Origin of the sequence: Enterococcus avium ATCC 14025, from assembly GCF_000406965.1 — a bacterium.
In the GTDB taxonomy this organism is placed as follows: domain Bacteria; phylum Bacillota; class Bacilli; order Lactobacillales; family Enterococcaceae; genus Enterococcus_A; species Enterococcus_A avium.
In genome coordinates, this window is the sequence record NZ_KE136367.1 from 65,093 (window position 1) to 77,418 (window position 12,326).

At 37.4% G+C, this 12,326-nt stretch carries 11 protein-coding genes; 4 read left to right on the forward strand and 7 right to left on the reverse strand.

The features are described 5' to 3' along the window. Window positions 1-17 precede the first annotated feature (17 nt). Window positions 18-1,409, reverse strand: coding sequence for a glycoside hydrolase family 1 protein (locus OMU_RS19665; protein WP_016181610.1), 1,392 nt, complete (start codon window positions 1,407-1,409; stop codon window positions 18-20). After that, a complete protein-coding gene (locus tag OMU_RS19670) occupies window positions 1,402-2,685 on the reverse strand; it encodes a PTS sugar transporter subunit IIC (RefSeq protein WP_016181611.1) in 1,284 nt (427 codons plus the stop codon). The genes OMU_RS19665 and OMU_RS19670 overlap by 8 nt, the downstream gene beginning before the upstream one ends. 166 nt (window positions 2,686-2,851) lie before the next feature. On the opposite strand from OMU_RS19670, the gene OMU_RS19675 reads away from it, so the two are divergent. Next, on the forward strand, window positions 2,852-3,649 hold the full coding sequence (locus OMU_RS19675; protein WP_016181612.1) for a MurR/RpiR family transcriptional regulator: 798 nt from the start codon (window positions 2,852-2,854) through the stop codon (window positions 3,647-3,649). Window positions 3,650-3,996: 347 nt separating this feature from the next. On the opposite strand, the gene mreC is transcribed toward OMU_RS19675, so the two are convergent. After that, a complete protein-coding gene (gene mreC / locus OMU_RS19680) occupies window positions 3,997-4,827 on the reverse strand; it encodes a rod shape-determining protein MreC (RefSeq protein WP_016181613.1) in 831 nt (276 codons plus the stop codon). A 424-nt stretch (window positions 4,828-5,251) separates the two neighbouring features. On the opposite strand from mreC, the gene OMU_RS24120 reads away from it, so the two are divergent. Together OMU_RS24120 and OMU_RS19685 are read left to right on the forward strand one after the other, a co-directional pair. Then, complete coding sequence (locus tag OMU_RS24120; RefSeq protein ID WP_420798089.1) at window positions 5,252-5,401, forward strand: DUF3592 domain-containing protein; 150 nt, start codon at window positions 5,252-5,254, stop codon at window positions 5,399-5,401. A gap of 271 nt (window positions 5,402-5,672) precedes the next feature. Next, the gene (locus tag OMU_RS19685; protein ID WP_016181614.1) at window positions 5,673-6,617 is read left to right on the forward strand and encodes a DUF975 family protein; all 945 of its coding nucleotides are present in this window, start codon (window positions 5,673-5,675) and stop codon (window positions 6,615-6,617) included. Window positions 6,618-6,653: 36 nt separating this feature from the next. Here OMU_RS19685 and OMU_RS19690 read toward each other — a convergent pair whose 3' ends face one another. The 4 genes from OMU_RS19690 to OMU_RS19705 form a co-directional block, all read right to left on the reverse strand. Continuing rightward, window positions 6,654-7,358 (reverse strand): TVP38/TMEM64 family protein, encoded by a 705-nt coding sequence (locus OMU_RS19690; protein ID WP_016181615.1) that lies wholly within the window; start codon window positions 7,356-7,358, stop codon window positions 6,654-6,656. Then, window positions 7,358-8,284 (reverse strand): sulfurtransferase, encoded by a 927-nt coding sequence (locus OMU_RS19695; protein ID WP_016181616.1) that lies wholly within the window; start codon window positions 8,282-8,284, stop codon window positions 7,358-7,360. The genes OMU_RS19690 and OMU_RS19695 overlap by 1 nt, the downstream gene beginning before the upstream one ends. A gap of 603 nt (window positions 8,285-8,887) precedes the next feature. Next, window positions 8,888-9,898, reverse strand: a complete 1,011-nt coding sequence (locus OMU_RS19700; RefSeq protein ID WP_016181617.1) for a hypothetical protein — start codon at window positions 9,896-9,898, stop codon at window positions 8,888-8,890. A gap of 250 nt (window positions 9,899-10,148) precedes the next feature. Then, complete coding sequence (locus OMU_RS19705) at window positions 10,149-11,012, reverse strand: MerR family transcriptional regulator (RefSeq protein WP_016181618.1); 864 nt, start codon at window positions 11,010-11,012, stop codon at window positions 10,149-10,151. Window positions 11,013-11,255: 243 nt separating this feature from the next. Between OMU_RS19705 and OMU_RS19710 the strand changes: the two genes are divergently transcribed. Further along, on the forward strand, window positions 11,256-12,284 hold the full coding sequence (locus OMU_RS19710; RefSeq protein ID WP_016181619.1) for an NAD(P)H-dependent amine dehydrogenase family protein: 1,029 nt from the start codon (window positions 11,256-11,258) through the stop codon (window positions 12,282-12,284). Window positions 12,285-12,326 lie beyond the last annotated feature (42 nt).

A 12,326-nucleotide genomic window follows, 5' to 3' on the forward strand; every position in this document is an offset into this window, starting at 1 on the left:
CAACTTTCAGTTATAGTTTATTCATTTAACGTATTATGTCCGTTGCTGGATATTACTTTTTTATAAAAATAAAAGCTCTCTTTTTTATATCGTTTCATGCTTCTTTCATTAAAATTATCTCGATCAACATAAACTAGCCCATACCTTTTATCCATTCCATCATTAACACTAAGTAAATCTATGAAAGACCATGGACAAAATCCAATCAAATTGACACCATCCCGTATAGATAACCCTAATTGATGAATATGATCATTTAAATAAGCAATTCTCTTATTATCATAAATTTTTCCATCGACTAACTCATCAGTATCAGACCAACCACACTCTGTAATCAAGACTGGAATATCTGGATATCTGTCGTGTAGTTGCTGTAACGCATAACGAATGCCAACAGGGTCAAATGACCAACCCCAGTTAGTATACTCAAGCCATTTAGATTTACATACTTCAACATTTTCCATCAGCGCTTTTTTAGGATCAAAAACATCTTTTTGTCTGAAAGTCGTCGTACAATACCAATTAACGGCAAGATAGTTAGCAGTTCCCTCAGATAAAATTTTCATTTCTTCTTTTGATATAGGAAGAGAGATTCCAGCATTTTCCAACATATTCAAATATTGTTGAGGAATTTTTCCCCTTAGTGAGATATCCATTAGCGAGAAAGAAAACATGTCTTCAATCGTTTTCGCTAATAAAACATTTTCTGAGGTACCATTTTCAGGCAAGGCTGTAATATAAGAAACAGCAGGACCAACTTTTAATTTGGGATACTTATGTTCCACTAAACTAAAGACTTTTGCTTGAGCGATACACATGTTAATATTCGCATACTGGGCCTTTTTATATAACTCTGAAGAATCAGTGTCTTCAATTCCCATAATATCTGGTTGATTTACCATTACATTCTGTTCGTTGATAGTTAACCAATAGGTAACTTTACTACCGTATTCCTTCAATAGAAAGGTTGCGTAATCAAAAAAGCTATTAATTGACTGCTTAGATTCCCAACCACCAAACTTTTCAATTAAAGACATAGGATAATCAAAATGAAACATTGTTACGATTGGCTCTATTCCATTTGCGTTTAACAAATCAATTAATCGGTGATAAAATTCTACTCCTTTAGGATTGATTTCTTTTGTATCTCCATTTGGAAAAATCCTTGTCCAGCTAATTGAAAATCGATAAGCTTTGAGACCAAGCTCTACCATCAATTGAACATCTTCTTCAAGATGATGGTAATGATCTACTGTAACTGTCGTATCCATCTGTATATGATTTTTCTTTTTAGTCCTCAAATCAGCAACCGAAATGCCTTTTCCCTCTGCATACGCTGCCCCCTCAACCTGAAATGCTGAAGTACTGGCTCCCCAAAGAAAATCGTTTGGAAAAAATTGATTATTCACTTATTAATCTCTCCTCATTTGCCACTTCTTCTTTATCTAAGTATTTAAAGAATGGATAATAAAGTGCTACTAGAACGATCATGATTACAATTCTGACAACAACTCCTTGCCACCCCATTGTAAAGAATGCTGCAATAAATTTAGGGACTGTCCAAGGTAAAATAACTGCAGAAAAATTTGGGTTATAAGAAGTAATAAATCCAATTTGTACAGCAATAAAGCCAATACCACCGGATACAATCGTGCTTAAAACAAATGGTACAAACATGATAGGATTCAACATGATAGGAAAACCAAATATTACTGGTTCATTGATATTAAAAATGTTCGGGATAGTCCCGAGTTTTGCAAAGGAACGATATCTCTTGGATTTCCCAAAAAATAGAATACATATCATCAGGCTAAGAGTGCTACCAGTTCCATCATTATTCATAAAATCAAAAACTACTAAATTGTTGAAATACTTAACAGATTCGCCCGCATTAAATTGTTCTATAGACATCATCATCATGGTCATAACGACTGGAGTGATTACAGACATAATCGCATTTGGATGAATCCCGAAGAAAAACAATATGTTTGCTAGAACATAAATTAAAAATAATGAAGGCACAGACGCGCCTATATCTAAAAGCGGTTTGGCGACACTTTCATTGATAAAAGAAAAAATTGTTCCGAAACTTGTGAAACTAAATCCTAGTCTTACTATAAAAACAAAAAATAATAATATGATTCCAATGAAGATTGGTTCAAACGACATAGTTACCATTGGTGGTACTGTATCAGGCATTTTTAAGACTAGTTTTTTATTTTTTACAAGTTTTGAGTAAGTCCACGGAATAAAAATACCAATAAGCATAGAAACAAATATCCCTGAACTTCCGAGATTACTAGACAAAAAACCTCCAACACTTTCATCTCCAACCGTTATTTGTTGAGGAGATAAAATAAGAAAAGCGGCTAGAGAAAATAAAACTGCTGTAATTTCTTTTATTTCAAGCAATTTTGAATAGCTATAAGCAATAGCAACTGTAGTGAAAAGTGCTAATACACCCATTGTTCCTCCAGAGATTGCATTTAATTGCTCTGTTAAACCGATTTTCTGAAAATACTCAGCAACTCTAGGTATAGGAAAACTACCTAATAAAGAAAAGATAGCCGCTCCCAAAGTTAAAGGCAATGTCAACATCATACCGCCAGATAGCGCTTGCAATATTTTGACTTGTCCAAGTTTTGACATTGCTGGAACTATTTTTTCCGATATTTTTTTATTCATAAAAAAACCTTCCTTTCATAAGATAAAACTATATTAACAATACCCTAACTTCTTTTGTTTCCAACTTAATAAAGAAATTTACAATCTGTATGACTATTTTCATGAGTATGAAAATTTGATATACTTTGTAGACTAACATACTCATACAGTACGTCGAGGTGAAAAAATGGAAAGCTATATCAAAATGCTAGATTATTTGAACACACACGAGTTAGACAGCTCTTATGCCCGTATCATTATCTATCTAATTAAACATATTAATAACGTTCCAAAACTTTCTATTACTGAGTTAGCGAACGAATGTTTTGTATCTAATGCAACCGTTTCTAGATTTGCTCGTTTTTTTCAATATGAGAATTTTCAATCTTTAAAAAAAGAACTAACTTTGCCATCTCAATATAAACCTGAATTCAATTTCAGGATGAATAGTAAATCAGTAGATTTGATTACTGACAATCCAAAAGAATTTTTAAAAAAATACTCACAGGCTATTATCAATTCTATCGAGGATGTATCAGAAAATATCGATATTGAAAAGGTAGATAAAATACTCACCTTAATAAATAAGCAAAAGAAGCTTTTTTTATTCGGCTCACCTAGTTCACTTAATCTGTTGCAAGAGATACAACGCGGTTTTTTTATCTCAGGATCTGTTATATATACTGGTGAGACAATTGCCGATTTCGAAAGATTGACTAATTATATTGATAGTCAATCTTTTGTAATCGTATTATCCTCATTCGGAAATTTTCTTTCAGAAAATACGAAATTGATGAATGCCATCATAAATATGGATTGCGAGACCTGTTTCATTACACAACATACAGAAAATCTAATTTCTACTTCATTTGACCACATTATCTCCGTTACAAAAAGAAATTATATCGAAGCTGGAAGTTATCCAACTATTTTATTTTGTGAATACTTTGTAAGAAGATACTTTTCATTATTTAGAAAAAAATAATTTTGGTCCTTTTATTTTTACATTCTATTTTCTTCCAAAACAACTGTAGGCACACATATCAAAAATGATTCACTTTCCTATATGCCCCACGATTGAGTTTTTTGACTTAGTTACATTTGAATAGTATATGATTTTTCATATATAGGTAATGCTATTTCCACAGACTTTTAGCTACATAAAGAATAACAATTCTACAACAAATTAATGTAAGACTTCTTACAGACAACAACACCCGCATCCTGATTGAGGATGCGGGTGTTTTTTGTCTTCTATTTCAAATTCTGACTATGAATTCTTTTTAAAAATTACTAAAACGCAGATTTACCCTTTTCGTCTAGAACCGTCCGTTACTCGGCCATTCCTTTGATAATCGTCACGAAGGAAATATCATACATTTGTGCATAAGGTTTAACGTAGACTTCAAAATCGATGCCATTGCTGCTAGGTTTAACCTTAACCACAGTGCCGATAACAAGATCCGCTGGCGAATTTCCACCCAAACCGGAAGTTCGAACAACGTCCCCTTCTTTAATCTCTTTTTCTTTAGTAACCTGCGAGGCGATCAATTGCTGTTTTTTTTCTTCATATTTATTTAAGATCCCAAAAGACTCCCCATTATTTGTACCTATTTTTATTGGAAAATGGTTACTGTTTTGATTATCAGAGGTCAATAATTCAATTTTGGATGACTGTTCTCTAACCTCCGTCACCCGACCAATCACCCCTTTTTGAGACATAACCGCCATGTTTTCCGTCACGCCGTCATCACTTCCTCTATCAACGATAAGCTCATCCTGCCAGGTGTCTGGAGAACGTGTGATGACCGTTGCCGAGACCTTCTCATAATCAGTCAATGTTTTGCTTAACTCCTCTTCAACCTTTAGACGTTCGATTTCTTGTGCTTGATTTTTCACGTTCTGTTTCAAATCATCGTGTTGCTCGATCTCGCCTTTTAGATTTTTATTTTCTTCATACGTATTTACCAGTCTAGACAAGGAATCAATACTCCCGAACCATCGTCCAGGTATCATAACGATATCCCCAACAACAGACAGTGGATCATTCATCGCAGTATCTGCATCGTTTTTCTTCCATCGATTTACTACTGTAACTAGAATGACTGCCATAGCCAAAATTACCACGACAATCATCCACCTTTTTAAACGAAACTTTTTCACTTAGGCACCCTCTATAAACTATTCGACTTTTACCAACAACCAAAAACAAATCCTTTGTTGCTTCAATTTTCTGTTAACCGCTTTCTAATGTCAATGATAGATTCAATAATCTAAAACTGGAATTCAACTGTTTATGCTGTATCTCGAAAAAAGTAATTTCGTTTTTTGGTAACTATCTATTTTATTTGAAGACAAAAAAGATCGAAATGCGCTGAGCTTTGTTTTCCTGTTGGATATTTTTGTAATTGTACAAAAGTCATTCAAAAACCGTTACCCTAAATAGCTATAGTATAATTAGCAGTAATCTAACTTATAACGGAGGAAATGAAATGAAAAAATCAGAAACTATTGAAACACTCGCGACAATCGAAGAGATCGTTACCGTTGTACCTGAAAAGTAGTACTGGGAAATGTAAAATTTGCCATTGTTTCTTACGTTGTTGATGGATTCAAGTATGTTTCAAAGAAAAGTATAACTGTTCCTTTAGGTTATCAAGTTGGTGATACGATAAAAATCAGATATGACAAAAATGAACCCACAAGATTTAAACGCCTTTCACCACGATTTGCATAGCGCTAAATTGATACCGAGTATGGCTTTAATTATCCGACAACATCTCTTTATGTCCCTAACATATCATCCTGTAAGACCCACAGTTACTTCTTATTTCTTATAGTATTCTGCTTTAAATTATTTAATTTCGTGTCCTTATCAAAAAAATTGATTACATGCAAAACACCTTGAGCTAATCAAAAACGCTATTTTTAAAGGTTATGTTGACGAGAGCCTCCTTATCAATGATAATTGTTAGCTGACATCGAATGAAAAGGAAAAGAGTGAAAAAATGAAATACTGTCCTAATTGCGGTACTGAGGTACGCTCAGAAGCAAATTTTTGTCCAGCCTGCGGATATAACTTAGAACAAACAAGACCAGCAGTTGGTCCTCAAAAAGATCCCGAAAACAACGTGCCCTTTTATCAACCAAAAATCGAAGAGCCGCTAAAGCTTGAGCTGGAAAAAGCAGATGGCTTACACATTACTCGTGCTGAAATCAAAAAACAGGCACAGGAAAAACTGTCCGGCAGATATGGTGAATGGTGTAAAACAATCATTTTGCTGGTCGGTGCGAATTTTATCGCCGGCTTTATTTTTCAAATTGCCTACTTTCGTTTTTTTACCAACGGCGTGCTAAGAATACTTAGCCCCTATGACTACTACGACAGCTATGGTTACGGCTATAATTATAACTACATCCAACCGTATACATCGCGGCTTTCGCTAGTTGCTTGGTTTCTAATCATGGTGGCGGCCTTTATTCTGATCTTTTTGATCGCCGCTTTATCGACCGCTGTCTTGCAATGGTGCGCGATCCACACCTTAAGAGGCAACCGAGCAGATGGATTACAAATCTTCGCGTACTTTATCAAGGCGCAAAAAAATCGTGTATTGAAGGCAAATATTTTAATCGCCATCTATACCTTCCTTTGGTCGATGCTGTTCGTCATCCCAGGTATTGTAAAGAGTGCATCCTATGCTATGACGAACTATTTATTGGAAAAAGAGGACAACTTAAGTGCTGCGGATGCGATTTTATTAAGCCGTCAAATCATGCATGGCTATAAGCTGGAATTTTTGATCCTGCGCTTTTCCTTTTTCTTCTGGAATCTCACAGCAATCTTCCAGCTTACGAATTTTTACGTGATGCCTTACCAGAATGTGACAGAGATTCAATTTTTAGACCGACTTTATGAACATTACATCGAACAAAACAAAGAAGTCGAAGCATAGAAAAAACGTCAGCTAAATGTTTTAGCTGACGTTTTTTTATTTATTCGTTCTCGCCTGTCTGCTTTGATACATCTGCTTAAAGACATAGATCGCGATAAATAATGCAAACATGCTTAACAGACCAAACAGAATAGTCTTCGTGCTGCCGGTCAAATTGCTGCCGACATATGAGTAAACCACCGTTGCCGGAAGCTGCCCGATCCCTGTTGCGATTAGGAAGGGAATCGGCTTAATCGCCGTTAATCCCGCCGCATAGCTGATAAAGTCAAAAGAGATAAATGGCAGCAGACGACAGATCAAAATCGTGTGTTTCCCATAACGATCAAAATACGCGTCTAACTTCTCCAGCGAAAAGTTCTTGTTCAACCGTTCAACAATATCTCGTCCTGCAATTCGTGCGATATAAAAACAAACCAATGCTCCCGCCATCGCACTCGTCCATGAAAGCAAAGCTCCTTGCCACCAGCCAAAAACCGCAGCATTCGCAAACGTAATCAAAAAGGCCGGCAATGGCGCGATGATTGATTGGAACATCATCAGCAGAAATGAGATCACGACTGCCCAAACTCCAAAAGACCGTAAATAGCCCACGATACTCTCTACACTCATGGAACGAAAGAGCATCAACACTTGTGTAACCTTCGAACGAATCCTCGGAATAAAGTAAAAGCCGACGACCGCCAGCACTATCACAAGAATCAATAGGATTCGAGCGAAAGTTCGCTTGTTCATTTTAGACATTATTTTTCTACTTCCTCAACTTTTGCCCATCGATAATATGAGCCATCATAATTTTTTACTTGTTTGAAGCCGCACATCTCCATCACTAGCTCCATGTAAGCTGAACGAATTCCAGCCGTACAATAAGTGACGATCTGATCCTTTTTAGATAAACCAGCATCTTCAAACAACTTCGTTAACTCTTCTTTACTCTTTAGCTTGCCGTTTTTCTGGAACAGCTCCGTGAAGCGCAGATGAATCGCGTCAGGCAAATGACCACCTTTGGCCTCGCCGTACAAGACCTCGCCTTTGTATTCTTTGTCCTCACGAACGTCGACAACTTTGTAGTCAGCATAATCCTTTTTCAATTCATCCGTCCTAATCATATGCTTTTGATCAATCGAATCAATCGTCACATCAACTGGATCTAGCTCCGTACTCTCATACGCTGTTTTAAGCCCCGATTTTTTCAAATCCGTAAAGCCACCGTCGACCATCTTGACATCCTGATAGCCGGCCGCTAATAATTCCCAAGCGATCCGTCCATCATCGCCCCAGCCTTTTTGCGCACCAGCAAACAGGACCACTTCCTTGTCCTTCGCGATCCCTTTTTCACCTAATCGCTTGCCTAATTCTGCGGGTTCAAGCACCAAGCCCCATTTCTCATCGCCGGAGGCCCCTTCTTCGACTGAAGCTAAATTTTGCCAACCAATTACAGTCGATCCTTTGATCGTACCTTTATTGGCCTCTTCTTCACCCCGCGCGTCAATTAAAATGAGGTCATCCAGATTTTTTTTAACGTACTCTGCATCCACAATATACTCACCAGTAAAAGCCGTTGTTTCTTTTTCGGCTGATTTAGAAGTGTCCGCTTTCTCGTCACCGCCGCCGCAACCTGTTAAACCTAAAGAAACTAACGCCAATAGCCCAATCATTGTTTTTTTCATCTTTTTCTCCATTCATTTGTCGTTTTGTTGCTCCGACATTCCTGCCGAAGCCCAGGAATCTCCATCCTTTTGTCTGATAAAGTTATTTTGCTAAATAGTTCGACCATAAATCCGCTATAAATTTAGACGTAGTCCTTAAACTAACTAAACTGCAAAAAGCAAAACTGACAGCTAGCTCTATTTAATGGATTCATTTTTCTAAAAGGCAGAAAAATGATTTCGCTTTTCGCTTCGCGTATCATTTTGCTAAACAGTTCGACCATAAATCTGTTATAAATTTAGGCGTAGTCCTTAAACTAACTAAACTGCAAAAAGCAAAACTGACAAAAGGAAACATACCCCCATATGTTCCCAAACGACTTCTTTTAGTGAATGGATTACACTAATGGTAAACGAAGGTTCGTTAGGGAGGAGATTTTTACATTCACATTCTTAGAGACTCTAAGGCAAAGTGTTATACCTGATCACTGATGAAAATTCAAAATACTCCCTCCCCACATTCTCGATTTTTGCCCTTAGTAAAAGTATATAAAACGCTTTATCCTTTTACAACCAATCATTGGATTGCAGGCAAAATTATAGTTTCACTCGGCGCCTTTGTGGTTAACTTCCCCTACCTAAAAACTGTGCAACTCTTTTTCTAAACCCCATATTCGATTGTTCCGCTTTGATTTGTTCTTCGATTTTACCAATATCAATCTTATCACTCATTACGTTTCCCACACCTGACCGATTGGACTTATTAGCAGGTTGTGATTGCTCCAGCGTCTTTGCCTTCTTCGCCAAGGTCTCAAGCACGGGCTGCTTTGGCTCCTCTTTCTTCAGTGCTTCTTTACCCGAAAGACTTACTTTGGCTAATTGCCCGTCACTTAATTCTTTCACTGGTATCTTTTTAGGCTCCTTGTAATTTTCAATTGGAGTCACTTTCTTTTGTTTTTTATCTTCTTTATGTGAAGCCTTCTTTTCAGTTTTATTTTTCTCAACAGGCTCTTTCTGGTCTTCTTCACAAGGAAAATCAGCTATCCAGGCGTCACGGTAAATATCGACAAACTCTGTGAATTTTCGTACACCGCTTGTCTCAAAAATCGACAACAGCGTTAGAATTTTCACCGCCCCCGCAAGCTCTTCCCGCGTCTTTGTCGGATGTCCATTTTTTAATGTCCAGGTATGTTTTCGTCCATTGGCTCCTTTGAAAACAGAGCGGATAACAAATTGATGATTGGCCAATTCGTCGGTTCTGGTCGTGTCTTTTTCCTTCAAATATTCTTTATATAAACGAGCTTCCTCGGTAACTGAGCGATACTCCTTCTTATGACGATATAAGCGCGCGATAACTGTTTTCCACTCATTGGGAGTAAAGTAGTTCTCAAAAAACACACTAAAACGTCGCAACGTATGATTAGGCGTTGCGGTTAGAAATAATTCTCTGATTAACTCTCGACAGATAAAAGAAAAATCATCGGAACTGATGCAATGACGCACAAGAACGGCCACTGCATATTCCACTACCGCAGAGGCGTCACGCGTCTCGTTATAAAACTTGATGATTCTCTTTTCAAGGTTGTTTCTAAGCATATTGAACAGCTGTCTACTTCCTAATCGTTGTGTTTGCATGATCTTCCACTCCCTAATATTTGTACGTAATTTATCCAGTACCAAAAAATACGCTTACATTTCACCGGTTAAACGTTATATATCAAAAATATACCTAAACCTTAAAAAATGCTATTTCTTTCGAAAAATTTTGGTATTTTAAATAATGATTTTTTCTAATAAAAATGAATACATTACGTTTTTTTAAGCGGAAATACAGAACTGACTTGCTACGAAGTCCTTAATAAATAACGAAAAAAAGCTTCTCATTCTACTTACTGCTAGAAATCTGCCAGAAATTCTCTGATCGCTTTTTTACTGGAATCTGCATCCGGATAAACATGGTTCGATTCATGGAATCCGTCTTATTTTTTTCATAGACGACTTCACACACATAATCACCGACGATTTGATAATTTTGCTGCTGAAGCGCCGCTCTGAATTTACTCAATGCAGGCAGTTCTTCCTTAAAGGAATGACAATAAAAAGTAGCATATAGCCCGCCTCTTAGTGTTTTCAGCTGTTTAAAATGACTAGGTGTAAAAATGAACAGCTCCTTGGATACAAAATTTTCTGCTAAAAAATCTGGTCGCGGCATGATCGTTCCTACTCGATTAAAGCGGCCAATCGGCATGTTTAATTGACCTATATGATTTTTAAACTCTCTTAGATAGAACTCATACTCCACCTCTGTCATTTCATAAATGTTTTTATCGATCGTGTACGTCAAAATCGGTCGCGGCGGAAAATGTTCTACCTCTATTTCTGTTTGCCCTTGCTTTTCTTGAAAAATCAGCGCGCCTGCCTGAAAGGAATCGATGTCTTCTAATTGCTGATCAAGGGCAGCACGCAGTTCCAGCAGCTCTGCTTTCTTCTTTTCAACCGTCTGACTCAGTTCCGCCAACCCGGCCGTATCATTCATGATATGCTTGATCTCCTCCAATGAAAAATTGAACTGCTTCAAAAATTGGATATTATCAACGGCCGCCGACTGATTGATATGATAATAGCGATAATTACTTTCTGCATCAATATAGGCTGGATGCAGCAAATCAATTTGCTCATAGTAGCGCAGGGTTTGAACAGAAATATTGTTGTATTGTGCAAAATGGCCGATCTTCATTTTTGAAAACATTTTCTAAACTCTCCCTTGACTCTATAGTTACTATAGAGATTATACTATTATTGTGAAATACAACACAATATAGATGAAGGATGCCAGTTCCACTTTTCGCAGTTTTTATCGTGAAAAATAAAAAAATGTACAAAAACGTTGGATTTGGCGCCCAAGAAACTAGTGGAATGGTATACGACATGAAAATAGAATTAATTTTTCTTTGAAAAATTAATTCTTAAAAATGAATAAGGAGGCATTTCAATGGGTTTACAAAAGATCAAGGTAGTTCAGTACGGGTGCGGCAAGATGGCAAAGGTAATCATTAATTATCTGTACAAGCATGGGGCTGAAATTGTTGGGGCAATTGATACAAACCCAGAGGTTGTAGGAAAAGATATTGGTGAATTTGCCGAGTTAGGTTATACGACGGGCGTCAAGATTTCAGACAATGCGCAGGAAGTTTTTGACAATTGTGATGCAGATATTGCCTTAGTAACGATCTTTAGTTATATGCCGGAAATGTACGAATTTTATGAGATGTGTTTGAAGAATAAGGTCAATGTGATTACGACTTGTGAAGAAGCCATCTATCCGTGGAATACCTCCCCTGCTGAAACCAACAAGCTGGATAGATTAGCAAAAGACAATGGCGTGACAATCATGGGGGCCGGTATGCAAGACATTTATTGGATCAATATGCCTAGCTTGATGATGGCTGGAATGAACGATATCAAGAAGGTCAAGGGTGCGGTGAGCTATAATGTGGAAGATTATGGATTAGCTCTAGCCGAAGCACATGGAGCCGGCTATGATCTGGAACGTTTCGATAAAGAAATTGCTCAAGCAGAAAGCCTGCCATCTTACATGTGGAATGCTGGTGAAGCGATTTGTTCAAAGATGAACTGGACGATTCAAAGTATTTCCCAAAAGAGTGTGCCATTCACCTTGGATGAAGATGTTTATTCCGAGACTCTTGGAGCAACGATCAAAGCTGGGGACGCGATTGGAATGTCGGCAGTAACCACGATCCGGACTCATCAAGGTATTGAGCTGGAGGTCGAGTGTATCGGAAAAGTTTATCGTGAAACAGACGGCGATATGTGTGATTGGGAAATCACTGGCGAACCAGATATGGTCTTCTCGTTAGATAAACCAGACACTGTCGCTCACACCTGTGCGACGATGGTGAATCGGATTCCATCTGTGATCAAAGCTCCTGCTGGTTTTGTAACAGCAGAAAAAGTTGCTGGACCAAATTACATGACGTATCCGATGCATATGTATTTGTAAAACGGACAAAAAAATCGCCCGTAGACTACTGTTTACGGGCAA